The organism is Bartonella sp. AP20NXHL (assembly GCF_042196165.1).
Lineage (GTDB): Bacteria > Pseudomonadota > Alphaproteobacteria > Rhizobiales > Rhizobiaceae > Bartonella.
Genome location: NZ_JBHIPV010000008.1, coordinates 40,517 through 66,127, shown reverse-complemented (window position 1 = coordinate 66,127; position 25,611 = coordinate 40,517). Strand labels below are relative to the sequence as shown.

Below are 25,611 nucleotides of genomic sequence, written 5' to 3'. Positions count from 1 at the left end.
TTTCTTTTCCTTCTCATAAGACACCGCAAGCCAAAGCGATGAAATTTATCCAACTAGACTTAACTAAAAACTCTCACGCAACCACTCACCAACACGCTGAAAATACCCACGCGTGCCCATCGATAAATGATTTCCTGCCGCCTGCATTGTTTTTTCTTCAAAACCCACCAATTGCGGATAAATTAACAACCCAACAGCAGATGTAAACGCCGCCCCTTTTGCAAGAGAAGGAAGCCTCGAAATACCTAAAGGCCGCCCGATACGAACATTTCTTCCTAATATAGTACGTGCCATTTCTGGCAATCCTGTTAACTGGCTTGCTCCCCCCGTCAAAATAACACGTTTACCAATGATGTGACCAAAACCAGAACGATTTAAACAATCACGGACCATTTCTAAAATTTCTTCAACACGCGCACGAATGATACGCCCAAGAACCGCGCGAGGATATTGAGTTTCACGCTGTTCACTCCCAATTTCTGCTACATTAATCATTTGCCGCTCATCAGCACTTGTTAAAAGTGCTGAACCATAAACAACTTTTAAACGTTCCGCCTCTGTTAAAGACATAGAAAATCCGCGCGCAACATCAAGAGTGACATGATGCCCCCCAACAGCAAGAGCATCCGCATGAATAAATTTTCCTTCAAAAAACACTGAAAATGTTGTTGTTCCACCACCAAAATCAATACACGCAGCCCCTAAATGCGCCTCATCATTCATCAAGACAGCAAGACCACTTGCAAAGGGAGTAGCAACCATTGCTTCAACACTCAAATGTGCACGATTAATACAAGTTTCTAAATTACGCAAAGAGGCTGTTTCTGCTGTTACCACATGCACGTCGACACCAAATGTTTCCCCTGCCATGCCAATAGGATCAAAAATTCCTTTATCTCCATTCAATACATAAGAAACTGGAACTGAGTGCATAACATGACGTTCAGCATCAAAGGCTTTACGCGAAACATCTGAAAAGGCCATACGCATATCACGCTTGGTGACTTCACGACCATTCAAATGGACCTTTCCATTAATCAAAGCACTTTGTAATCGACTTGAGGAAAAATTCACAATCACTGAATCCACCACCAAACCCGCCATTTTTTCTGCCGCATCAACAGCCAATCTTATTGATTGTTCTGCTGCAAACATATCCATGACAACACCGGATTTAATACCACGTGAACGCTGCACTCCAAAGCCTAGAATTTCCGTAGAATGTGTACGACCATGTAAATAGTGTGCATGCTTCAAAGGACGCAAACAAGCAATAAGACAAACAATCTTACTTGAACCGACATCAAGTACCGTTAAAAAACGTGTTTTACGCCCCTTCAAATGATGTGATCTGAGTAGCATCATAGGCTTCCTGCCTTTCGCGCTTTTAAAATACGTTCTTCTTCTGCTACAGTAGCATGATAACGCTCCAACGTTTCATCTGATAAAGAAACAGTAATTCGATCAGCAAGACGTAAATCAACACTGAGAATATCGCGAGATAAAAGATCTTGCATTGTACCGGACGAAAAAAGAGAAGAAAGCCTTTCAAGAGCACCATTTTCAGGCAACATAACGCGCATTCCATTATTCAAAACAAGATCCCAACGTCGATCACCTACCCGCACAAAAGCACGAATACGATCATATACTTCCGGATAGACTGACAGCGCTTGAATAAACACTTTAGCAGCATTTTGTGCCCCCTGCCCAACCACAAGAGGTAAATCCCGAACAATTTCCCCTTTAAAAGGCACAATGACACGACCTGTATTATCAACAATATCCATTATGCCATCATGTTGCCAAATGGCATAGGGTTCACGCTCCACGATGGAAATGCGCATTTTATTAGGATAAATTTTCTGAACATTAGCCGATTGCACCCAAGCCTGTTTTTCCAAAAGAGAACGCGCTCTTTCAACATCAAAAGTGAATATAGAAGGCGCAACATCAAGTTTTAAAATTTTAAAAATATCCTGCTTTGCCAAGCGCTTATTACCGCTTATATCAACATGAGTGACCACAAAACTACTATCCAATATGATCGTGTTTACGATCACAGCCATCTGACCACTTGATGAAAGTCCATAAAAAGCCGTAACAAAGAAAAACCATACAACAGCAAAAGAGCCAAAATGGCGTGGAATATGAATATTAACAAAAACAAACTCAAACATAAACCGAAGAAAACGACGATAAAGACGTGGCAAAGCCGGCACTGAAAGCACCTCCATCGGAACATTTGTTTTACTAACATTCAACGCATACATGATGCGTCCTCCACCATCCATTGAACAATATCGCCGTAAGTACGGCCGCTCGCTTTTGCAATATCAGGAAGAAGAGACGTCGATGTCATACCGGGTTGCGTATTAATTTCAAGCCAAACCAACTCTCCCGTTTTTTCATCAAAACGAAAATCAGAACGGCTAACACCTCGACACCCTATCGCCTGATGGGCTGCTAAAGACATTCTTTGCACACTTTGGTAAATATTTAGTGAAAGTTGTGCAGGACAAATGTGAAGAGAACCACCCGTTTTATATTTTGAGTCATAATCGTAGAATGGAAAGTTTTTATCGGGAAGAATTTCACACACATCCAGCACTTCATTCCCCAAAACAGCACAAGTCAATTCACGACCAGGAATATATTTTTCAATCATCACCTCATCGGCATATCCCCACTCAGCTCCCCCAATATTATGCGGCGGTACAGCTTCATTTCCTTGGACAATGACAACACCAAAACTTGATCCTTCACACACAGGTTTAATTACATAAGGAGGCTCCATGGGATGCGTTCGGCCCAAAGCAAAGCGGCTCATGATACGAGAAGGAGCAACACAAACCCCAACATTTGCAACGATAATTTTTGCACGTCCCTTATCCATTGCCAAAGCAGATGCCATCACGCCAGAATGAGTATAAGGAATTTTTAAATATTCAAGAATCCCCTGAATCCGGCCATCTTCACCAAATGGACCATGCAATGCATTGAAGGCAATATCGGGCTGCAACTGTTCAAGAACAGAAGCAATACGAGCATCAACATCCACGCGGCTCACGCGATACCCCTGTACCTCTAGAACATCAGCACAAGCCGCCCCTGAAGATAAACTTACAGACCGCTCAGAAGAAAAACCTCCCATTAACACAGCTATATGTTTATCTTTCATAATAAATCACCCTCTTTCGCATACTATATGTAGTCTATATAGAATACATCAGCACCATATACAGGAAAAACAAAGTTTATCCTTGCGAATCAATAACCTAGCATTTTGCATAATGAATCAGACTCAAAAGCCTGATGCAAGAGATTCTTTGTTAATTTATTGATTCTTAATAGAAATTTTTTATTATCTCTTTGAAATGACTCAATTTTTTATTTTCACTTTTTTAGTGAACAATAAATCAATGAAATGGATCAAAAGGAGAAACACTTCGACCACGCTCAAATTGACCAATACGCTCTATTTCCCATTGTAAAAGGTGGGCTGAATTTGCAAAAACACGTGCACGCACTGTTTCTCCCAATGCTTCAAGATCATATCCTGTTGCTTGCCCTGTATTAATCATAAAATTACAGTGCATTTCACTCATTTGAGCGCCACCAATCCGTAAACCACGACACCCTGCTTCATCAATCACGCGCCACGCAGATCCATTCCCAGGATTTTTGAAAGTTGACCCCCCTGTTTTTTCACGAATAGGTTGCACTGTTTCTCTGTGGAGGGCAACTTCATCCATAGCAGCACGAATATCATCTTTATTGCCGAGTTTTCCTTCCAATAAAGCAGCCGTAAAAATAAAATCTTTAGGAACATCACAATGGCGATAGGAATAATGCATATCTTTCACACTCAAGATATGACGTTGCCCTTTACGATCCAGCGCATAGACCTCGACAACACGCGCTGCGGTTTCAACACCATTCGCACCAGCGTTCATTTTGAGAGCTCCTCCAAGACCTCCAGGAATACCATGATAAAAATGAAAACCTGCAATCTCAGCTTCTAAAGCGGCAGCAGCTAAATGTTTATCCGCCGCACCAGCACCAACTAAAAAGCCTTTTGGAGAAACCTGCTTCACTTGCCCAAAACTTTTTGGCGAAAGACGAATCACAACACCAGGAACCCCCCCATCACGCACCAGAAGATTAGAACCGATACCGACAATTGTTACAGGAACAAATTCAGGCAAATTTTGAAGAAAGAGAGCCAAATCTTCTTCATCAACAGGCTGATAAAAAAGCTCTGCCAATCCGCCCGTGCGAAACCACGTTACCTTACGCATCTCAACATTAGGTGTAAGTTTTCCTCTCACGCCACCCAACAATGGTTGCAATTGCGCCAATAGCGCCTCACCATCAATGTGCTGAAAATTTATCATGACCATCCAATACCGCTAACTGATGAGGCAACGCACAAGCCCATTGTGTGATATTGCCAGCACCAAGAAAAACAACATAATCCTCTGCCTGAGCAAATTTTGAGACAAGAGACACAACATCTTCCAAACCATGTATCAAGCGCACATCACGATGACCCGCCATTTTAATATGCTCTACCAATTCTTGAGAACCAAATCCTACAATAGGCTCTTCACCAGCCGCATAAACGGGCGTAATCAACACTGTATCTGCATCATTAAAACAAGCAGCAAAATCATCAAATAAATGATACAACCGTGAATACCGATGAGGTTGTGCAATCGCAATAACACGCCCTTTTGCACTCTCACGTGCAGCACGCAAAACAGCCTTTATTTCGACAGGATGATGTCCATAATCATCAAATATTTCAATGCCACGCCAACTTCCTGTTCGCGTAAAACGCCGTTTTACTCCGCCAAATTCTGCTAAGCCCCTTTTTATAGCTTCATTTGAAATGCCAAGTTCATGCGCAATAGCAATCGCCGCCGTTGCATTGGCAACATTATGCTGCCCTGCCATAGGCAAAAGCATATTTTTCAACTCAATCTTTCTTCCTGTTTTGCGTGAGCGAACAAGAACATCAAAATGCGTTTTTTGACCATCCATCGAAAGATTAAGAAAACGAACATCTGCTTGTGGATTTGCACCATAAGTGATCACCCAACGATCATCAATACGGCCCGCCAATGACTGAACCTCTGGATGATCAAGGCACAAAACAGCAAAACCATAAAAGGGAACATTTTCTACGAATTGCCGAAAAGCCTCACGCACAGCATCAAAACTTCCATAATGATCCAAATGCTCAGCGTCAATATTAGTAATAACAGCAATATCAGCAGGCAGCTTTAAAAATGTACCATCACTTTCATCAGCTTCAACAATCATCCAATCGCCATCTCCTGTACGAGAATTCGTACCATAAGCATTAATAATACCGCCATTAATCACCACTGGATCAAAATGACCAGCATCAAGAAGGGCTGCAACCATTGATGTGGTTGTTGTTTTACCATGTGTACCACCCACCGCAATTGCACGCCGAAACCGCATCAGCTCCGCCAGCATTTCTGCACGTCTAACAAGCGGTAAATGTCTTTCCTTTGCAGCAATATACTCAGGATTTGTTTTTTTAACGGCAGTAGAAAAAACAACAACCTCTGCATTCCCTAAGTTTTCAGCACAATGACCTATATGAACGTTAATTCCTTTTTTCCGCAAACGTTCAACATTTGCACTTTCAACTTGATCTGACCCTTGAACTTTATAGCCAAGATTATAAAAAACCTCCGCAATTCCACTCATACCGATCCCCCCGATTCCGATAAAATGGATAACGCCTATATCAAGTGGCATTTTCATTAAAAAGCTCCTCTTTTATATCTGACAACAATCGCCCTGCAATTAAGGATTCAGCCATATCAGCAAGGCAACGGGTTGCATGAGGTTGCCCAACTTTTTTTGCAGCAAGCGCTTGTTTTTCCAATAAATGGGGTGCACAACAAGCGTGCATTAAAAGAGAAAAAAGCTTTTGTGCATTCAAATCTTTTTCTGATACAATTTGCGCACCACCTACACGAGCAAGCAGAGCTGCATTGGCAGCCTGATCATGATCTAAAGCATGGGGATAGGGAACAAGCAAAGCAGGTCTACCAATCACCGCTATCTCACAAACGGACGAAGCCCCAGCGCGCGACAAAATAAAATGAGCATGTGCCATACGTTCAGCCATATCATCAAAAAAAGGAGCAACCTCTGCTTGTACGCCCATATCACGGTAGATTTTGATCAACCCTCCTGCTTCACCGCGGACTTGCTGTACAATTCGTAAACGTTTACGGTTCTTATCATCGAATAAAGCAATCGCTTCTGGAACAATATGTGAAAAAGCAGAAGCCCCTTGGCTACCTCCAAAAATCAAAAAATTAAATGGCTTTTCCCCCTCTGAAGAATGATAAGGAATTTTGGCCGCCTTCAACACAGCCTCACGGACAGGATTCCCCGTCAAAAGTATTTTATGAGCATAAGCGCCATTTGGCGACAACAAACCACCAGCGATTGCACGCACAAAAATTGCCAACACCCGATTGGCACGCCCCATAACAGCATTTTGTTCATGAATAAATGTCACACGCCTCGTTAAAGCCGCAATAAAAAGAGGAGGAAAGCTCGGATACCCCCCAAATCCTCCAACAAGAACAGGACGTAATTTATAAAACAACGCCAACGATTGCCCCATTCCCCTTAGCAAAGACCAAAACGTCTTTATCAGAGCAAAAGGATGACGTCGTATAAACGTTGCCGATGAAACGATATGAATATGCTCTTCATCAAAGCACCGAACAAAAGGTCGTGCTCTTTCATCTGTTATTAAATGAACATCATATCCACGCTTCCTTAATTCAACAGAAAGGGCTTCAGCAGGAAAAAGATGTCCACCTGTACCACCAGCCACCAAAACAATAACTTTTTTATCATTCATAAGGGGTATCCAAGACAGAAGAGGAAGAAAAAGCTGAAAGGCGTGCTTCTGGCCAACGACGTGTTAAACTAAGCAAAATGCCCATTGAAAACGCAATCGCCACCATCGAAGAACCACCGTAAGAAATAAAAGGCAATGTCATGCCTTTTGGAGGAATTAAGTGAAGATTAACGGCCATATTAATAGCTGATTGAAAGCCAATCATCATTGCTATGCCAGTAATACCAAGACGTATAAAGGAATCACGTGTATTCATGGCTATATACAATGAACGCATAACGATAAAGCCAAACAGCATCATAATTAATAAACAAAGAATAATACCATATTCTTCAGCAGCAACGGAAAATACAAAATCTGTATGGCTATCAGGAATGATACGTTTTACTGTTCCCTCCCCAGGACCTTGCCCAAACCAACCACCATTCAAAATAGCCTCACGTCCTACATCCACTTGAAAAGTATCTCCTTCACCTGTCAAAAAACCATTGATCCGCTCGCGCACATGATGCAGAAAAAAATAAGCTAAAATAATTCCTACAACGCCTAAAATGAGAAAGAGAAAAATAATAGTAAGAGGTACACCAGCAATAAAAAACAGCCCCCCCCATGTTGCACTTATTAAAACTGTTTGTCCAATATCAGGCTGCAAAACCAGAAGCACACAACAAATGCCATAAAGTACAATCGCTAACGTATAACCTAGAATTCCCCTCTTGCGTATCTGTTCCGAAAAAAGCCAAGCGGACATAACCACAAAAGCTGGCTTCATAAACTCTGAAGCCTGTACAGAAAAACCAAATAGCTGAATCCATCGCCGTGCTCCCTTTAACTCTGGACCAAAAAATAAGGTTGCAACCATAAGAGCAAGCGTTACAATGAGCAAAAGAGCACATAAACGACGAATATTAGAAAGCGAAAAAAAAGAAATGGTAACCATCGTAAAAAATGCTAAAATGCTGAAAATAATATGCCACCGAACAAAATAAAAACTATCAGCAATTCCGATTTTTTTTGTAATAATGGGGCTGGCAGCAAAAGACAGCATAATGCCAATTCCCATTAAAATTAAACAAGCTGCAAAGATAGAGCGATCAATCGTCCACCACCAATTAGCAATTGGATCTCTATCTGCACGCGTCACCATGATATACACACCTTATCCATTTTATAAATTGTCTCAAAGTGATATGGGTTCCCAGCCTGTTTAACAAACACTTTAAAAACTAAATTACACAAAAAAAGATTCTGGAGTCTTAACGCAAAAATATTTTTTATAATTGATGCTTTTTTTATTGTAACTGCATCACAAAAGAGACAAATGCTTCGCCTCGCATTTCATAATTTTTAAATTGGTCATAACTTGCACAAGCAGGTGACAAAAGAACCGTCACCTCTTTTGCCTTACAGCCTATTGCGTCAACAGCTGCTTCACGCACCGCATTTTTCAAAGTTAAGCTCATAGAAAAGGGAAAAGAAGATCCAATAGTGCGAGCAAATTCTTCCGCCGCGCTCCCAATCAAATAGGCTTTACGAATTTTAGGAAAAAATTCTCTAAGAGACTCTATTCCTCCCTTTTTTGCCTGTCCCCCAACAATCCAAAAAATATCATTAAAGGTGGAAAGCGCAGGAGCTGTTGCATCTGCATTAGTCGCCTTGCTGTCATTGATAAACAAAACCGCCCCCATTTTACGCACCTGCTGCATACGATGATCCAACCCTTTATAACTTGCTAAATGCTTGTTCATAGAAGGATCGGTTATTTTTAAAGCCTGCAACGTTGCTAATGCCATAAGGGCATTTTGCGCATTATGCCTCCCACGTAACACCGCCATAGGAGCAAGATCTGCAAGCATATGACGCTGTCCTTGACGAACAGAAAAGAGCTTGGTCCCATCTGCATAAAAACCATTTTCAACAAAATGATCCTTGGAAATTGCCTCTATTTGCTTCCCCTCATGAAGTAACTGTTGATATAAAACCCGGCAAGCTGCATCATCAACTGAAATAAAAGCCTGAGAAGCCTGAGCAATCAGATGCCTTTTGGTTTGCACATAACAGGCAAAACTTCCATGTCGATCAATATGATCAGGTGTGAGATTTAATAAAAGTCCAATAGTCGGCTGAAGAGAGGGAGTAAGATCAATTTGAAATGATGAACATTCAATCACATAGATACGTTTTTTAACAAAGGGCTTAAGCGTCAATATTGCCTTTCCAATATTTCCCCCCATCTGCACATCATAGCCCATTTTTTCCAACAAATGCGCAAGTAAAGATGTTGTGGTTGACTTCCCATTCGTCCCCGTAATCGCAATGAAAGGAACGTCTTTGTCACAAAAACCATAATGCTGTAAAAATTGATGGCGCGCCCGAACAAATAATTCAATATCACCGATAATTTCTATATTTTTTTTTCGTGCTTTTTCAACAACCCAATGGGGTTGAGGATAACTTAAAGGAACTCCAGGAGCTACAATCAATGCAACAAATTCTGACCAATCTTCATAACGGAGATCTCGTGTTGGAATATTGTGCCGAAAAGCCATTTGCACGCTTGAAGGACTATCATCCCACGCCACCACTTCTGCACCACCACACATCAATGCTTGTGCCGTTGCTAGTCCAGACTGTCCCAATCCAAACAGAGCAACTTTTTGACCTTTATAACACGCAACAGAAATCACATTCTCACCGCAATTTAAGTGTTGAAAGACCTATGAGAGCGAGAACAATCGAAATAATCCAAAAGCGTATCACGACTTGGCTTTCAGTCCAGCCTTTTTTCTCAAAATGGTGATGTATCGGTGCCATAAGAAACACGCGTTTTCTTGTTAATTTGAAATAACCAACCTGAATAACGACCGAAAAAGCTTCCACAACAAAAAGCCCACCAATAAGAACCAAAACAATTTCGTGTTTCGTAGCAACCGCAACAGTCCCTAAGAGTCCTCCAAGAGCCAATGAACCAGTATCTCCCATAAAAATAGCTGCAGGTGGTGCATTAAACCATAAAAAACCAAGCCCTGCCCCAACAACAGCTCCCAATAAAACAGCCAATTCACCTGTACCCGATACATAATGGATTTGGAGATAATCAGCAAAATTCATATTACCAGAAAGATAAGCAATCAGAGCAAAAGATAAAGCTGCAACCATCACAGGAACAATAGCAAGCCCATCGAGTCCATCCGTTAAATTAACCGCATTACCCGTCGCGACAATGACAAACGCAGAAAAAGGAATAAAAAACCAGCCCAAATTGATAAGATAATCTTTTAAAAAAGGCAAAGCGAATCCAGATGAGCCAATTTTCAGAATAACAAAAGCCGCAATTGCGGCAACACAAAACTCTAAGCTTAACCGTGCTTTCCCAGAAAATCCTTTGTCTGTTTGTTTTGTGACCTTAAGATAATCGTCATAAAATCCAATTGCCCCAAAAGAAAGCATAACCAATAGCGATACCCAAAAGTAAATATTCGATAAATTACACCACAAAAATGCCGATACCACAATGCCGGTTAAAATCATCAATCCACCCATTGTAGGTGTTCCAGCCTTTTTAAAATGTGTTTGAGGACCATCAGCACGAATCGGTTGTCCCTTACCCTGCCGCAATTTAAGAGAAGCAATGATGCTAGGTCCAAACAAAAAGACGATAAGTCCCGAAGTAAGCATAGCCGCTATCGTGCGAAAAGTAATATAACGAAATACATTCACACCTGGAAGCCAATCACTAAACGAAGAAAAAAACAGCATCATTGTACAAAAAACCTCTTAAAACTATGAAGAAACCGCTTTATAGCGATCAAGCAATGCAGTCACAATATTTGATGAACAAAGGCTATTGGATGATTTAACCATAAGCAGATCCCCAGAAGAAATTTCTGCTAAAAGAAGCGGTAAAATTTTCTCAATATTTTCAGCATAATGAACCTTAACACCAGTAGACAAATCACTGACTAAAGATTTCATCGCCTCACCAAATAGAAAAACCGGATTAGCACCGGAAAGACGTATTGGTTTTATTAAATCACGATGAAGCTTTTCACTATACTCCCCTAATTCTAGCATATCCCCTAAAATAGCAATTCGCCGCCCCTCTTTCCCTACAGGTCCTGTAGCAAGAAGCTCAAGTGCAGCACGCATAGAAGCAGGATTTGCATTATAGCTTTCATCAATGAGATAAAATTCACCCCCATTTGATAAAGACAATTGATAACGAACACCTCGCCCCTTTTGAGAAGAAAAATGGCGAAAAGAAAGAAAAACAGGCTCTAACTCAACCCCCATAGCATCACAAGCAGCAATAACCCCTAAACTATTTTGCACAATATGGCGTCCTGGAGCACCAATTTGAACCTCCCTATCCCGCCCCCCAATACGCACAATCATAGAAGTACTATCAGTTAGAAGACGTATACCTCGCGCTTGATAATCAGCATCTTTAGTCTCACCAAAGCTTAAGATCTTCTTTACACCGCATTTCTTTGCTTTTTGAACGAGATAAGAAAAAAAATCACTATCCGCATTTAAAATGGCAATTCCTTTTTCATCTAATCCTTCAAAAATTTCAGCTTTTGCCTTTGCTATTTCTTCAAGATCTTTGAAAAAACCCATATGTCCTGCACAAATATGCGTAATGAGAGCAACATGCGGACAAACCAGTTTGACCAGAGGGCGAATTTCATCTCTATGATTCATACCAATTTCAAAGATACCATAATCACTCTCCATAGGCATCCGCGCTAAAGTGAGTGGAACCCCCCAGCAATTGTTTAAAGAAGCGAGATTCGCATGAACATTCCCAGCAGTTGCAAGAGCTTGTTTCAAAGCTTCTTTTGTCGTTGTTTTTCCCACTGATCCTGTTACCGCGATAATCTTAGCTCTTGAACGTTTGCGTGCAGCTTGTGCAAGTTGTTCTAAGGCTTGCAAAACATCAGAAACGACAATGAGTGGAGCCGATATCTTTTTCATATCCCTCAAACGGTGTTCCGCAACGATAAGAACGCCTGCACCTCGTTTATAAGCTTGCGCAGCAAAATCATGACCATCAAGATGATGCCCCTTAATGCAGAAAAAAACATCCCCTTCCGCAAGAGTACGGCTATCAATGGAAACCCCAGAAAAAGTTTCTGGCATGCTTCCCATTACAACACCATTAATTGCAGCAACAAGTGCTTGCTTATCCCATAAAGCTGTCATTTCTTTCGGTCCTCTAAAGCTTCTATCGCTTTCAGACGATCTGAAAAAGGATAAGTTGTCTGCCCTATAATTTGGCCATCCTCATGACCTTTTCCAGCAATGATTAATGTGTCACCAACTTTCAAAAGCTCCACCGCGTAAGAAATAGCCTCACCACGATCTGCTATCTCTATTGCTGTTGGCACCGCCTGTAAAATATCCTTGCGTATTTTTTCTGGCATTTCTGTGCGAGGATTATCATCCGTTACAATAACAATGTCCGCTTTATCCGCCGCAATTTTTCCCATCAAAGGTCTTTTTCCTTGATCACGATCTCCTCCACAACCAAAAACAACGATCAAGCGCCCTTGCGTAAAGGGACGAACAGAAAGCAAAACCTGCTCCAAAGCTTCTGGTTTATGGGCATAATCAATATAAACAAGCGCATTATTTTCTGTCTTTCCCACAAACTCTAATCGCCCAGGTGCCCCCTGCAAAGTTTCAAGCGCAGAAAAAACCTTACGAGGTGAAGCACCCGTTGCAATTGCTAACCCCGCTGCCATAAGCGCATTGGCTACCTGAAAATCTCCAGCTAAAGGCAAAACAAATGTATAAATATTGTTTTCCACACGACACTCAATACACTGTTTTGAGCGTTGATGTTCGACACGATTAATCGTGATAAATTGCCCCTTACGACCAATTGTCAAAACACGGCGACGCGCTTGTGTGACAACATCAATAACCTTTTGTGAATAGACATCATCAGCAAAAATCAAAGCAGGAGCAGATACAGGCAAAAGTGTATCAAATAACCTCATTTTAGCCCGCAAATAATCCTCTACCCCCGTGTGATAATCCATGTGATCTCGCCCTAAATTGGTGAAGGCACCAGCCGTTAAACGGACTCCATCAAGTCGCCCTTGATCAAGCCCATGCGAAGAAGCTTCAAGAGCTGCATGTGTCACACCTTCATGAGAAATTTCATAAAGAAGACGGTGCAAGACGACCGGATCAGGTGTTGTGAGAGAACCATAAACATTCCGTTTAGGAGAAACAACACCAACCGTTCCTATACTCGCAGCACAAAATCCAACATAAGTCCAAATTTGCCGAAGAAAAGAGACAACAGATGTTTTACCACTTGTACCAGTCACAGCAACGACCGTTTCAGGCTGAGAACCGTAAAAACGTGCAGCTGCCAACGCTAAACTATGACGAACATTAGAAACACGTAAAATGGGAACAGATAAATCCTCAAGAACAGCATGACAATCTGTAACGATTGCTCGTGCACCACGCTTTATCGCATCATCTATATAGTGTCTTCCATCACTTTTTTTTCCTTGAACAGCAACAAAAACATAGCCTGGCAAAACTTGTCGAGAATCCGCACTTATTCCTGTTATTTCTATTGAAGAAAGACTTTCATCTTCAACGCATTCTGTAAAAACTGTTCCCAACAACATGATAACGCACCTTTATATTCATTTTACCGTTGTTTAACGAAACTTGAATTGCTCTTTTTACTTAAAAGAGGCTCATATTCTTTTTTAAAATCGGGTTTTACACCAAGAAAACTAGCTGTGCGACGAACAATATTAGCAAGCATTGGTCCAGCATTCATCCCCGCTGTTGCTGAACGCTGTCCCTCAGCAGGCTTTGGTTCATCAATAATTGTTAAAACAACATAAGCAGGATCCTCAATAGGAAAAGCAGCAAGAAAACTATTAAAATTTTTTGTTTTAGAATATTTTCCATTTTCAACTTTTTCAGCTGTTCCTGTCTTACCACCTACACGATAACCTTCAACTTTTGCATTACGTCCAGAACCAATATCACTATTTAATTTATAAAGGTAACGCATATTTTGACTTGTTTTAGCCTGCAAAACCCGTTTTGCATGGTGCAAAGTTTGTTCTTTTGGCCGTTTTAAAAATGTCGGAGCAATTAACCAACCACCATTCATTAAAGCAGCAGCCCCGACAGCTGTTTGCAAGGGTGTTGTTGCCATACCATGCCCAAAAGAAATCGTCATAGAATGGATATCCTTCCAATGATTTGGCACAATAGGGTGGGCAACTTCAGGCAACTCTGTTGTGAGACGATCCAGTAATCCAAGTTTTTGCAAAAAACCACGATGTTTATCAATCCCTATCGCCAACGCCTCTTTAGCAGAACCAATATTAGAAGAATAAATAAAAACCTCCCATAACGTTAAGGGTCGATTTTTTCCATGAAAATCATGAATAGTATAGCCACTACTTGCTTTTATTGGCTTTGAAGCATCAATAATACTGTTTAAATGAAAAATATCGGAATCAAGAGCCATAGCGGTCGTAAAACTTTTAATGATCGATCCCATTTCAAAAGCTCCTGCCGTCATCCGATTGAGACGATCACTTTTTAAAGCTTCAACAGGATTTCCAGGATCAAAGTCTGGTAGTGATGCCAAAGCCAAAACTTCCCCCGTATGTATATTTAAAATAACAGCTCCTGCAGCAATTGCCTTATAACGCTTCATAGCCTGAATAAGTTCATCATGAACAATTGACTGAACACGCACATCAATCGAAAGCTGAACTTGTTTTAATGATTCTTCCATGGCAAGACCAGCGGCACGCAAAGCACTCAGCCCCGCATCATCAATGTATTTTTCCATACCTGCAATGCCCTGATTATCAACATTCACCATACCGAGAATATGGGAAGTTACAGGTCCATCAGGATAAAAACGACGAATTTCAGTCCGAAAACCAATTCCTGGTATACCAAGAGCCATAATTTGCGTCTTCTGCATTGGTGTTAACCCACGCTGTATCCAAGAAAAACCAGATTTTCTTTTTAAGCGCTTATAGGTTTCCTGCCAATTAAGATCAGGCAAAACTGTTGAGAGCAATTCAATTGTTTCATCCACATCAATAATACGCCGTGGCTCAGCAAAAAGTGAATAAGTTTTAATATCTGTTGCCAATAAACGACCATTACGATCAACGATATCAGGCCGTGCCATCAATTGAAGCATTCCTGGCCCCTTTGCTTCTTCAATCTGTCCACCTTCCAACCCATAAGAAATAAGGCAAGCCCCCATGATTCCATATAAAATTAAAAAGCAGAACAACGAAAAAAGCAAACGTGGACGACTAGAATAGGGACGACGAACAGAAACATTATGATTATTCAACGAATTCTTTAAGCGCTTTTTCTTCTGTGAGAATAAAAAAGTCGATTTCATTACTGCGCGCCTTTTTGGACAACACTATTGATCTGAGAAGCTCGATTATTTGTCAAAATATCCTGATTATCTTCCAAGATATTTTGTTTAATCACTTCTTCAATTTGATCATGTACCTGTACCGGAATGTCTTTAAACTCCACGATTTGACGCGGCTGTATAACCTCTAACCCAAGTTCTTTCTGATAACGTTTCGCAAGTTTTTGCATGCGTGAAGGCCTTATCATCACAGCCCACTCAGCATGAAGCAAACTTACCGTATTTTTTGCTGCAGCAATTTCATGCTCAAGATGAAGAACTTCGTTCATTCGTTTTTGAACATCATATTTTACCTTATAAGTAAGTCCTGCCATACAAATCATAATCAACACTAAAATCATATCAAATGTACGAAAAACTGTCATTTTTTGCTGCCTTCAAAACTGGCAATCTCTGCTAAACCAAATAATTTCATATCTGCTGCAAGAGCCTCTGCTTCAGTCCGTACACCAATACGCAACCTCGCAGAACGTGAACGAGGATTTTTCTGTAACTCCTCTTTAGTTGCCGTGATCCCACCTTTAAACAAAGGAAAAAATGTTGCTGGAGCAGCCTTCATTTCAGGCAGATAGCGTGATCTCATACATTCTCCAGAACGAGCCGAAAAAAATCTTTTGACCATACGATCTTCAAGAGAATGAAAACTGACAACCCCCAAACGGCCTCCAGCTTTTAAAACGCGTTCAGCAGCAAATAAACCACATGCCAATTCACCAATTTCATCATTAACATAGATACGAAGAGCCTGAAATACACGTGTTGCTGGATGAATACGATCTCCCGGTTTACGTCCTATCAACGCTTCGATAGCATACGCCAAATCACCTGTACGCAAAAAAGGCTGTACAACACGACGCTTTTCAATCATCCGTGCAATTCGCCCCGCATAACGCTCTTCTCCTAATATCTTAAAAATACGTGCCAAATCCCTTGCTTTTAAATGATTGACAACATCGCTGGCTGTAAAACCAGTCTGAGCCATTCGCATGTCCAATGGACCATCTTTTTGAAAAGAAAAACCTCTTTCTGCTTCATCCAGCTGCATTGAAGAGACACCAATATCCAAAATAACTGCATCCACCTTCTCTTCAACGACACGATCGAGCTGTGAAAATGCCATATGGACCAAACGAAGACGTGGAAAAAATTCTTCAACAAGCGATTGTCCTGCACTGATAGCATGAGGATCACGATCAAGAGCGATCACCTGTGCCCCTGCCTTTAACAAAGCGCGCGTGTAACCACCAGCACCAAAGGTACCATCAATTACTTTTGCTCCAACCAATGGCATAAGCCCAGTCAAAACTGGCTGCAACAACACTGGAATATGGCGTTCAGCTCTTTGATCCTGCTTTATCAAAATAATCCGTCTTGAAGTTATGCTGTCTCAAATCAACAGCTCTCTCATGGCAACTGATCTTAGAATAACCTAGCCTTCAACTTTCATATTAATCACAATGAACGAAAAAACTAAAGTTATCCCAAAACAGATCCTAACGCATTATACTTAAAGAAATGTTATAATTTTTTAAAACACTCTTTGCTCAAGTGTCCATTTCAAACACATAGACTCCATAAAAGATCATATATAATCGATCTTATAAAATATCGCGTATCATCATGAAATATCAGTCGGCCTATAAGCCGGGTTCTGTAGAGTAAAGCTTACACTTTACATGGCAACCATTCATCTGGGACGGATGTTACCATCCGCCTCGTGCAACCTACCCGAATGACTCGCCCGGAAATCGGCTGCAAATTAAATTTTGCACGTCATTTCTATTTGGTCTTGCTCCCGGTGGGGTTTACCTTGCCACATTCATTACTGAATGCGCGGTGGGCTCTTACTCCACCCTTTCACCCTTACCTATAAAAATAGGCGGTTTACTTTCTGTGGCACTTTCCCTAGGGTCACCCCCGCCGGGTGTTACCCGGCACCGTCTTTCCATGGAGCCCGGACTTTCCTCACCTGCCATATTTCAGCATCAGACAAGCGCGGCTGCCCAGCCGACTGACGCATTAATTTATAAAACATTTTCTGCTCAATGAAAATAGCATCTTAAAATATTTTATGACAAACCTCTCTCAACAGATGTTTTTATTTTAATGAAGCCAGATAAGTTTTCACTTTTGCGCAATATTTCGCCGAAATGGAATTCATTTTTTTTGCAGCATGACCTGCGTTATATTTAAGGATTGTACCACACGTACTTCCACCACTGAGTTTATACGCCCGTGCCAAATAACGCATACCATATTCAAGATTGGTCGCAGGATCGTACAAATCCTGTACAGAACCACTAAAGCCCAACCCTCGTGCCGTAGAGGGTTTAATTTGCATCAAACCTATTTCGCCAGCAGCCCCCTTTATACCTGCCTTATAATTACTTTCAACTTTTACAACAGCATGTGCTAAATTAACGGGAACATTATATTTATTCGCAAGTTTCTGAATAAGAAACTCATAAGGGCGATCAGGAATCTTAGGAGCAACAATCACTGAGGCTTCTCCTGATTCCGAAACATTTAAGACACTATGAGTCCAACTTATGTCAAATACAAAAAATACAGCACACGCTGTATTTAACAAGATTTTCAAAAATTGCATTTTCTTTCTCTTCACTCAAACATTCTCAAATTCTAGCCGCAAGTAATTTGCAAACGTATTATACAAAAAAAGAAAGCAAAAGAACGGCTTGAAAAAGGAAAGAGTAAGACAATTTCAAGATAAAATCATGTAACAAAAGAATATCTCTTTATTCACAAATCATAGATTTCTCTATATCATAAAATAAAAAAATAAAGAAACTATGGTTAATCTTATAGCGTATTAAATAAAATGATATAATCTATAAATTGCTGCTATCGCTATTGTATCACTTAATTTTTATATTAAAAAAATAGCATCTTAACTAGATGTAATATTTTTTACATAAGATTATTAATTTTTTTATTGGGATCAATCCCACAAAGTAAGAGAGACAAGAGCATCTTTTTACCGAAGATGCTCAATATCAAGAAAGTTTCATAAAAATATAAACCGCTATCAACGCTTCTCTCTGGTTAATACCCCCCCCACAGCACTCTTTATATCCGATAAAACCTCAACAAATCACAAAACAAATCCCCCCATTATCGCACATAAAAAATTCATAAATATACTAAAACCATCATACTCTTTACCAATTCAAAATATTGCAACAGACTTTTAGCTCTCAAGATGTCTCAAAGAAGCTTTTTAATTCCTTTTTAAAAGAGCTGTTATCCACACAGTCCTCCCACTGGTAGTGTACTAGAAACTAATTTTGATTTTTTCACCATGGATAAATTTAAAATGAGAAAATTTTACAATTCTTAAGATTCTTATTCAATATAATAATGATAATTTATCATTATAAAACAATATACTAAAGAAGTTACATCCGTCTTTGTCTCTACAATAAAGCCTAACAATTACTTGTGTCTGTTTTTTTGAAAAATGTTAGAAAACTCAATACCCCCAAAGCCTTTTTAAATAAAAATAGACCTCTCACCTTCATTCAAATATTTTTTCTTTGTCACAGACTATCACCTTATCAGCCTTGCACTTCATTTTCAGAAATCATACAAGTGGATAAATATCCTAAAATCCGTAGAACAAAGAAAGCTTAAATCCTTTTAAAAAATTTTATTTTCTCATATCAAATAAAAAAATAACTGGCATATAAAATGCGATTAACGTATTTTATTATAGTCAATACTGCTTTTGTCATTGTAGCGATTGATAATGCAATTAACTTGACCAATACCCTTGATAGATTTTCTATCTCTCCTGTAATGATTGCAACATTACCGTTATACTCCGACTGCACACCTTTTGAGTAAGATAAATTTGTTAATTATCTTACAAATTGATTATCTCCTCGCACTTTTCAAAACTTCACGAAAAGCTCTTTCTCCTTTAAAACCCAAAAGCGCAATTAAAAAATAGCTAAAAATAAGCATTAGCAATGGAAGGACGAGAAATCGCTTTTGAGAGAGCCATAGCAACAGTTTCACCAGATTTTTGAGCCTGCTCACGACTCTGACCACTTTTAGCAGCAAGCGCAATTACATCACGACGCAGCTGCGCAATAAACAACTCTTGCTGTTGAGGGTCCATCTTAGAAAGATGCTTGATAATATCTGGAAAAGACACGGACAATCTCTCTAACAACTCCTCCTCTGTTACATCAAGCTTCTGAGAAGAAAAAGAAGAACGACCGGAAAAAAACTGATAAACAACACCACTTCGAGAAGCAAAAAAGACAGCGCCAAAAATAAAAAATACGAATAAAATAAAAATAATACGATGCGAAAAAGATCCCATTATCTCTTACCTAAAGATCACAGAATACAAACATAGATTCCTTTTATGATTCCCCTTATAGCATTCAACAATGCCTCAATAAAGAAAAATCAAATTATTAAAAATGAATACGCTAACACTCTCCGCCCAATAAGACCCGCCCCTCTATGTATTTAGGTACTATAGGCGAAACAATAACAGATCTTACACTTCCCCCCTAATAACACTTTACATTTCCTAAAATAATTACAAAAAGCCTGACTGAGGAAATCCTCAGTCAGGCCAGACAATCTAGGGGATCCACGCGGGGGGGGGGAGGAGGTTCCCCGATTGTCCTCTTACATCAACCACTAAGATAGCCGATGCAATATTCTTGCTATGGAATAAAATTTTTTAAACAACAAGAAATTCTTATCATCTTCTACGCAAAAAAACATAAAAGAATTATAAATTATTTAAAAATGTTTAAATTTAGGCAAAAAAAGTTCAAAATGACCCAATTTGAAGCAATTTTATTTCTAGAAGCACCAATTAGAATCTACGATCATTATAACTTTTAAATAGTTTCTTTCATAACTCTGATGATCATAATTTAAAAAAAACAGTAATTTCTACGTATCCACCCTATAAAAATCAAACTACGTAAAAGTAGAATCATTTTTCCAACAGCAATCACCACAAAAAGAAAAACGTAGATTTTTAAAATCTTACACAAATAACCGTAAAAAATGAAAAACATCTTCTTGCAAGAAATCTATGAATTATTCATATAAAACAATAAATTAGAGAAATAAAATCTTATCTATTTTTATAAAAAATTTCTGTAAATGATCATTAAAATATTGTTACATCCCTCATGTAACAATCAATGAAGAATTTAAACTGCTTAATCTTATGAAAAAATGAGAACTCTGAAGGTATTTGTTTCGAATCACGCCCCATCGTCATTCCAAATAACGATAAATCATTTTACAATAACCAACAGTCTCTAACGCATTTTAACATAACAAACCGAAATCAATGCAGACATTTTCTCTTAATCTCTATCATTTAAATGATCCCGTAAAATAATACACACAGTAGTTTCTGTGATAAAAAATTGTATAGTCTGTTCTTCTAACGTAAACAATTCATTGATTTACAATCATAACTCATCATTTACAATTTACATGAGAGATCTCAAGAACGTAAGGTTCCCTTATTTTCAATCTTCGTCTATTGAATCAATGAATAGCCATACTATCGCACATCACAAACAAGAAGAAGCGTATGGATAAAAAACATAAAACGATAATGCCGGCTTACAACTTTCACTTAAACTAAAGACGATGGTGCCCTATCAATTTTACGCTATACCCACGGACTGCGTCATAAGATGAGCGGCAAACATAAAAAGAAAAAAATACGTTTGGCAAGAACAATGGACTTATTTAATAACCTTCATAACTTCTCATGATAAAGAGATACGAAACTTTAGTGTAATATCACGCTTTTCTTTCCTACTTTCAGCCACGGACTATCCATAGATCATCGCCGATCTTATTTTTATGAATATAATGCAAAACACATAGATGAACACCATATATGAATGCTTATAGGAAGAAATAAACGTAAAGCCAGATGCGTTATTATAACCGTTGTTGTACAAAATGTTTTTAAAATTCAGAATATCACTCCAATCCATTACCAATTTATGAGTAATTTTATGGCGTCATCTACCAAGCTTTTACTTTTTCTATTACTTGTAAATCAACACCTGCTCTAAACATAGCAATATGTTTGAAATAAAGATTAGAGAAAATGAGAGCCATGTGAAAAATCCCAGCTTTTATATGCCCAATTAGAGTAAAAATATTTACGTCTGGTTGAGAAATCTTTAAAAGCCATCATTCATTTTGGAAGAAACATAAAATCCCAAAGATAAAAAACTATTGCTATCTTTACCATCCCTTTCATTTGCCTTTACGACTTTCAAACACGCTCATAACGCTGTATTTTAAATAATGAAAATCATGTATTGTCTCACCTTTTTACTTTTTCGTCTTTTTAGAGCATCTTTTTGCACTCCTCACTAAAAGTTCCAAGGCATTTCTTATCTAAGAACCTGTTTTAAAGAGATATTTTAAGACTATTGGGCACACCACCTTTGACATTTATGAAGGTATGAGCCATCACTATATTATATTGTGCGGCATTATATCATATTGCAGCCGCAAAGATGTATTTTCTTTTACAAACGGTATCATTAAGATAAATACCTTCTTTTGTAACAGACAAACAGACTCTTTTGGATTCTGAAACAGGAAATTTGAAATAAAAAAATATTCCTGTATTCAAACCTCTCATTGAGTCTAAAAAAATCAATGATCTTTTAAAATCAATATATTGGCTAATAACATAAATATGATATCAAGACACCTTAAATAATGTCCTCATAGGCTTAACTCTATAAAAAGTGCTTTCATTATACAGCCTACACGCCGCTATAAAACACCAATACTCCCATATAAAAACATAATACAAATGTAAAAAACAATAGCTTATCAATGATTGAATAAAGTTTTATCTCTACGCTATTCCTTGAGAAAAATCAGAGAATAAAGCACGTTAACAAACGCGATTTATGCAAAATCTACTTGTTTATCTTTGATATCGTCAACCAATAAACGCGGATCACGAGCAAGCCAAAGCGTAACCATACCCTCCTCACTGTTTTCATTTTGTATAGGAGTAAGACAAACCGTTTGTTCTAGAACAAGTCCCGCATTTTTAAGCCATTGTTCTATTTGTAAAGCCGAAAATCCAAGACGCATATGCGCTTGATCGGAATATGAAGGCTCAATTTCATGATAACCAAAATCCACAATCAATAAACGTCCATGAGGACGCAAAACACTTGATATCTCATGAAGGAATATTTCAGGATTTTCAAGAAAATGTAAAACCCAATGAAGAATAACTAAATCAAAAGTTGTATCTCCAACAGACAAGTGAAAAACATTGCTATCAAGCACAACTTGAACCGCATGCGTATAAAGGTTAGAAAACAATTTTAAGACAGAGTCTCCACCTATTCCAATATTCAGCATCGTCTGAAATGGCTTATCGCCAATGATTTCAAGTAAAGCGTTTTCCACACCATGATCTGCCATATAGGATGACCGTAATACATCCCATTGCAACACATTTTGTAAGAAATGCTTCTTCCTCGTTTTTTGACGCTGCTTTTTGACATCCTTCAAACGTTCTAAATCATGCGCTAACAACACATCATGCTTTGGCAAAGCCGAAAGAACACCCATCACAATGTCTTTACCCCAAAAATCATGACAAAGCTTAAAATAAAGGCTATCTCCCTTCTGATAACGCTCAATCAATCGAGCTTCGTACAAGAAACGTAAATATCGTGATATACACGCTTGCGACTGATCAAGAATAAAAATAAAATCAGGAATTGTTAAATCTTCATGACGCAAGAGCGTAAGAACACGTAAATGGCTTACTTCTGCGACCGCTTTCAGCAGCACAATCATTGCATCTAAACTTGCACTTTTTTGCATAATTATCCCCTAAACATTCCTATAAACATTTGTTTATAGGAAAAAAAGTCAAGCATACAACGCATATTCTCATCTATTTTGTTCTCTCTATTTTATCATACTATGAAAAAAATAGGCTAATGTAAAAAACGAACAGATCTTATCTCCCTGCAGCTCGTTATAATGAGAATGCATTGATTTATAATAATAATTCATTCATTGTTAACTTGAATAAAAAACCGGAATACCGTAAATTTTTCTCATTTCAAATCTATTCATGATAAATCAATCCAAATCATTCTCTTACAGCTCATAAACGGAGGGGACATATGGATAAAAATATCTTTTATACCCACCTCAAAACAAGAACTGCATACCATTGAGAAAAAATAAATAACATGATAGTGCCAACTTGCATTTTTATTAAGTAAAGATAATAATGCTCAATGACCAGAGCATTCGTAGAAATAGTACTATACTCTTCATCCCCTCCTTTTCATTGCAATTTTACAAGCAATAACCGGTTATATATCATGAGTAGAATAACCCTATTTAGGTCATAATTTCATAAAGTGTCTCTTACTCTTTGTTTAATGAATAAAAACTTACACAGAGTACACACACTTTATTTATGAAATAACAAACGCAATAAAGTACACTATTATTCCAACAAAGTTGAGATAAGAAAAAAATTTCTAGCGTGTAAGAGGTTTATAATTTGCATGCTTAGGATTAAGAGATTCCGCCCCAAGACGACGAACTTTATCAGCCTCATATTCAGCAAAATTACCTTCAAACCATTCTACATGACCATCACCTTCAAAGGCTAAAATATGTGTTGCCAATCGATCAAGAAACATACGATCATGCGATATGATAACTGCACAACCAGCAAAATTTTCCAATGCATCTTCCAATGCACCTAATGTTTCAGTATCAAGATCATTTGTCGGTTCATCAAGAAGAAGCACATTCCCCCCCTCTTTTAGAAGTTTCGCCAAATGTACGCGATTGCGCTGCCCTCCTGATAAATTTGCCACCTTCTGCTGCTGATCTGCCCCCTTGAAATTAAAAGCCCCGCAATAAGCGCGGCTATTCATCTCATATTTACCTAATTTAATAATGTCATTTCCACCAGAAATTTCCTCCCAAACAGTTTTATCCCCCACCAAGGAATCGCGACTCTGATCCACATAACTCATGTGAACTGTTTCACCGATACGTATTTGACCTGAATCGGGCTGTTCCTGTCCCGTCAACATTTTAAACAAGGTCGACTTTCCCATACCATTGGCCCCAATAACGCCGACAATGCCACCAGCAGGAAGTTTAAAAGAAAGAGAATCAATCAATACACGTTCACCATAAGCTTTAGAGAGATTATCAACCTCAATAACAACCTGTCCTAATCTTTCTCCAATAGGAATAATGATTTGTGCCTCTCCAGGACGGCGCTCACGGGCTGCTTGAACCAACTCATCATAAGCCTTAATCCGAGCTTTTGACTTTGCTTGTCGCCCCTTTGGACTAGAAGCGATCCATTCTTGCTCACGTGATAAAGCACGTTGACGCGCTGCCTCTTCACGGCCTTCTTGAGCCAAACGCTTGGCTTTAGCCCCCAAATAAGCAGAATAGTTCCCCTCATAAGGAATACCTCTACCGCGATCTAACTCTAAAATCCAACCCGTTACATTGTCGAGAAAATAACGATCATGGGTTATCAAAAGCACAGCCCCTGGATATTCACGTAGATGCCTCTCAAGCCAAGCCGTCGTTTCAGCATCTAAATGGTTTGTCGGTTCATCCAAAAGTAATAAATCAGGTTTTGACAAAAGCAATTTACAAAGTGCAACACGCCGCTTCTCACCACCCGAAAGTTTTGTTACATCCCCATCGGCTGGCGGACAACCAAGAGCAGCCATAGCCATTTCCACTTGACTTTCTAAATCCCAAAGACTTTGACTGTCAATAATGTCCTGAAGCTGTGCACTTTCATCAGCCGTTTCCTCGCTATAATTCATCATCAATTCGTTATAACGCTCAAGAATTTCCTGTTTATCTGCAACACCTTCCATTACATTGCCACGCACATCTTTGCTCGCATCAAGCAAAGGTTCTTGTGGTAGATAACCACAGCGTGCTCCTTCAGAAATCCATGCTTCTCCCGTATATTCCTTATCTAGCCCAGCCATAATACGTAAAATAGTTGACTTCCCCGCACCATTTGGCCCTAAAATACCGATCTTTGCATCTGGATAAAAAGACAAATGAATATTTTCTAGAACTTTTTTATTGCCGTAAGACTTGTTAAGCCCAGCCATATGATAGATAAATTGACGTGCCATAAATTTCTCTTTATATTGTG

19 protein-coding genes and 1 other RNA gene are annotated in these 25,611 nt (G+C 39.0%); 1 reads left to right on the top strand and 19 read right to left on the bottom strand.

What is annotated here, in order from left to right; genetic code table 11:
* Positions 1-63 precede the first annotated feature (63 nt).
* From ftsA to ACFILL_RS05915, 16 genes are all read right to left on the bottom strand, one after another.
* Entirely contained in the window at positions 64-1,365 is a 1,302-nt protein-coding gene (gene ftsA, locus ACFILL_RS05990) for a cell division protein FtsA (RefSeq protein ID WP_375643453.1), read from the bottom strand.
* Positions 1,362-2,273 carry a cell division protein FtsQ/DivIB gene (locus ACFILL_RS05985; protein WP_273790776.1) on the bottom strand — a complete coding sequence of 304 codons (912 nt, stop codon included), beginning with the start codon at positions 2,271-2,273 and terminating at the stop codon, positions 1,362-1,364. The genes ftsA and ACFILL_RS05985 overlap by 4 nt, the downstream gene beginning before the upstream one ends.
* Positions 2,261-3,181 carry a D-alanine--D-alanine ligase gene (locus ACFILL_RS05980; protein ID WP_273790777.1) on the bottom strand — a complete coding sequence of 307 codons (921 nt, stop codon included), beginning with the start codon at positions 3,179-3,181 and terminating at the stop codon, positions 2,261-2,263. Before ACFILL_RS05980 ends, ACFILL_RS05985 begins: the two co-directional genes overlap by 13 nt.
* A gap of 238 nt (positions 3,182-3,419) precedes the next feature.
* Positions 3,420-4,397: a UDP-N-acetylmuramate dehydrogenase gene (gene murB / locus ACFILL_RS05975; RefSeq protein WP_273790778.1), complete on the bottom strand. Its 978-nt coding sequence runs from the start codon at positions 4,395-4,397 to the stop codon at positions 3,420-3,422.
* The gene (murC, locus tag ACFILL_RS05970) at positions 4,375-5,802 is read right to left on the bottom strand and encodes a UDP-N-acetylmuramate--L-alanine ligase (protein ID WP_273790779.1); all 1,428 of its coding nucleotides are present in this window, start codon (positions 5,800-5,802) and stop codon (positions 4,375-4,377) included. Before murC ends, murB begins: the two co-directional genes overlap by 23 nt.
* Positions 5,786-6,922 carry an undecaprenyldiphospho-muramoylpentapeptide beta-N-acetylglucosaminyltransferase gene (murG, locus tag ACFILL_RS05965; protein ID WP_273790780.1) on the bottom strand — a complete coding sequence of 379 codons (1,137 nt, stop codon included), beginning with the start codon at positions 6,920-6,922 and terminating at the stop codon, positions 5,786-5,788. The genes murC and murG overlap by 17 nt, the downstream gene beginning before the upstream one ends.
* On the bottom strand, positions 6,915-8,069 hold the full coding sequence (locus ACFILL_RS05960; protein WP_273790781.1) for an FtsW/RodA/SpoVE family cell cycle protein: 1,155 nt from the start codon (positions 8,067-8,069) through the stop codon (positions 6,915-6,917). The genes murG and ACFILL_RS05960 overlap by 8 nt, the downstream gene beginning before the upstream one ends.
* Positions 8,070-8,214: 145 nt before the next feature.
* Positions 8,215-9,609: a UDP-N-acetylmuramoyl-L-alanine--D-glutamate ligase gene (murD, locus tag ACFILL_RS05955; protein WP_375643451.1), complete on the bottom strand. Its 1,395-nt coding sequence runs from the start codon at positions 9,607-9,609 to the stop codon at positions 8,215-8,217.
* Positions 9,610-9,613: 4 nt separating this feature from the next.
* A complete protein-coding gene (gene mraY, locus ACFILL_RS05950) occupies positions 9,614-10,684 on the bottom strand; it encodes a phospho-N-acetylmuramoyl-pentapeptide-transferase (RefSeq protein ID WP_273790783.1) in 1,071 nt (356 codons plus the stop codon).
* A 21-nt stretch (positions 10,685-10,705) separates the two neighbouring features.
* Positions 10,706-12,127 (bottom strand): UDP-N-acetylmuramoyl-tripeptide--D-alanyl-D-alanine ligase, encoded by a 1,422-nt coding sequence (gene murF, locus ACFILL_RS05945; RefSeq protein WP_375643450.1) that lies wholly within the window; start codon positions 12,125-12,127, stop codon positions 10,706-10,708.
* Positions 12,124-13,575: a UDP-N-acetylmuramoyl-L-alanyl-D-glutamate--2,6-diaminopimelate ligase gene (locus ACFILL_RS05940; protein WP_375631181.1), complete on the bottom strand. Its 1,452-nt coding sequence runs from the start codon at positions 13,573-13,575 to the stop codon at positions 12,124-12,126. Before ACFILL_RS05940 ends, murF begins: the two co-directional genes overlap by 4 nt.
* 23 nt (positions 13,576-13,598) lie before the next feature.
* Positions 13,599-15,341, bottom strand: a complete 1,743-nt coding sequence (locus tag ACFILL_RS05935) for a peptidoglycan D,D-transpeptidase FtsI family protein (protein WP_375637659.1) — start codon at positions 15,339-15,341, stop codon at positions 13,599-13,601.
* On the bottom strand, positions 15,341-15,745 hold the full coding sequence (locus tag ACFILL_RS05930; protein ID WP_273790787.1) for a hypothetical protein: 405 nt from the start codon (positions 15,743-15,745) through the stop codon (positions 15,341-15,343). The genes ACFILL_RS05935 and ACFILL_RS05930 overlap by 1 nt, the downstream gene beginning before the upstream one ends.
* Positions 15,742-16,740 (bottom strand): 16S rRNA (cytosine(1402)-N(4))-methyltransferase RsmH, encoded by a 999-nt coding sequence (gene rsmH / locus ACFILL_RS05925; RefSeq protein ID WP_375643449.1) that lies wholly within the window; start codon positions 16,738-16,740, stop codon positions 15,742-15,744. The genes ACFILL_RS05930 and rsmH overlap by 4 nt, the downstream gene beginning before the upstream one ends.
* 264 nt (positions 16,741-17,004) lie before the next feature.
* An RNA gene (gene rnpB / locus ACFILL_RS05920) (RNase P RNA component class A) lies at positions 17,005-17,395 on the bottom strand.
* An 83-nt stretch (positions 17,396-17,478) separates the two neighbouring features.
* Complete coding sequence (locus tag ACFILL_RS05915) at positions 17,479-17,988, bottom strand: lytic transglycosylase domain-containing protein (protein WP_375631183.1); 510 nt, start codon at positions 17,986-17,988, stop codon at positions 17,479-17,481.
* A gap of 1,100 nt (positions 17,989-19,088) precedes the next feature.
* Here ACFILL_RS05915 and ACFILL_RS05910 point away from each other — a divergent pair.
* The gene (locus ACFILL_RS05910) at positions 19,089-19,244 is read left to right on the top strand and encodes a hypothetical protein (RefSeq protein WP_273790790.1); all 156 of its coding nucleotides are present in this window, start codon (positions 19,089-19,091) and stop codon (positions 19,242-19,244) included.
* A 106-nt stretch (positions 19,245-19,350) separates the two neighbouring features.
* Here ACFILL_RS05910 and ACFILL_RS05905 read toward each other — a convergent pair whose 3' ends face one another.
* From ACFILL_RS05905 to ettA, 3 genes are all read right to left on the bottom strand, one after another.
* The gene (locus tag ACFILL_RS05905) at positions 19,351-19,728 is read right to left on the bottom strand and encodes a hypothetical protein (RefSeq protein ID WP_375631184.1); all 378 of its coding nucleotides are present in this window, start codon (positions 19,726-19,728) and stop codon (positions 19,351-19,353) included.
* Positions 19,729-22,328: 2,600 nt separating this feature from the next.
* Positions 22,329-23,267 (bottom strand): ArsR/SmtB family transcription factor, encoded by a 939-nt coding sequence (locus ACFILL_RS05900; RefSeq protein ID WP_375637661.1) that lies wholly within the window; start codon positions 23,265-23,267, stop codon positions 22,329-22,331.
* A gap of 674 nt (positions 23,268-23,941) precedes the next feature.
* Positions 23,942-25,591 carry an energy-dependent translational throttle protein EttA gene (gene ettA, locus ACFILL_RS05895; RefSeq protein ID WP_375643447.1) on the bottom strand — a complete coding sequence of 550 codons (1,650 nt, stop codon included), beginning with the start codon at positions 25,589-25,591 and terminating at the stop codon, positions 23,942-23,944.
* Positions 25,592-25,611 lie beyond the last annotated feature (20 nt).

Coding starts and splice junctions, on each gene's coding strand:
- mraY (WP_273790783.1), bottom strand. CDS start 10,684: ATGATGCTGTTTTTTTCTTCGTTTAGTGATTGGCTTCCAGGTGTGAAT.
- murG (WP_273790780.1), bottom strand. CDS start 6,922: ATGAATGATAAAAAAGTTATTGTTTTGGTGGCTGGTGGTACAGGTGGA.
- ACFILL_RS05910 (WP_273790790.1), top strand. CDS start 19,089: ATGCGATTAACGTATTTTATTATAGTCAATACTGCTTTTGTCATTGTA.
- ettA (WP_375643447.1), bottom strand. CDS start 25,591: ATGGCACGTCAATTTATCTATCATATGGCTGGGCTTAACAAGTCTTAC.
- ACFILL_RS05960 (WP_273790781.1), bottom strand. CDS start 8,069: ATGGTGACGCGTGCAGATAGAGATCCAATTGCTAATTGGTGGTGGACG.
- ACFILL_RS05985 (WP_273790776.1), bottom strand. CDS start 2,273: ATGTATGCGTTGAATGTTAGTAAAACAAATGTTCCGATGGAGGTGCTT.
- ACFILL_RS05905 (WP_375631184.1), bottom strand. CDS start 19,728: ATGGGATCTTTTTCGCATCGTATTATTTTTATTTTATTCGTATTTTTT.
- ACFILL_RS05900 (WP_375637661.1), bottom strand. CDS start 23,267: ATGCAAAAAAGTGCAAGTTTAGATGCAATGATTGTGCTGCTGAAAGCG.
- ACFILL_RS05935 (WP_375637659.1), bottom strand. CDS start 15,341: ATGAAATCGACTTTTTTATTCTCACAGAAGAAAAAGCGCTTAAAGAAT.
- murC (WP_273790779.1), bottom strand. CDS start 5,802: ATGAAAATGCCACTTGATATAGGCGTTATCCATTTTATCGGAATCGGG.
- ACFILL_RS05930 (WP_273790787.1), bottom strand. CDS start 15,745: ATGACAGTTTTTCGTACATTTGATATGATTTTAGTGTTGATTATGATT.
- murF (WP_375643450.1), bottom strand. CDS start 12,127: ATGACAGCTTTATGGGATAAGCAAGCACTTGTTGCTGCAATTAATGGT.
- ACFILL_RS05980 (WP_273790777.1), bottom strand. CDS start 3,181: ATGAAAGATAAACATATAGCTGTGTTAATGGGAGGTTTTTCTTCTGAG.
- ACFILL_RS05940 (WP_375631181.1), bottom strand. CDS start 13,575: ATGTTGTTGGGAACAGTTTTTACAGAATGCGTTGAAGATGAAAGTCTT.
- murB (WP_273790778.1), bottom strand. CDS start 4,397: ATGATAAATTTTCAGCACATTGATGGTGAGGCGCTATTGGCGCAATTG.
- ACFILL_RS05915 (WP_375631183.1), bottom strand. CDS start 17,988: ATGCAATTTTTGAAAATCTTGTTAAATACAGCGTGTGCTGTATTTTTT.
- ftsA (WP_375643453.1), bottom strand. CDS start 1,365: ATGATGCTACTCAGATCACATCATTTGAAGGGGCGTAAAACACGTTTT.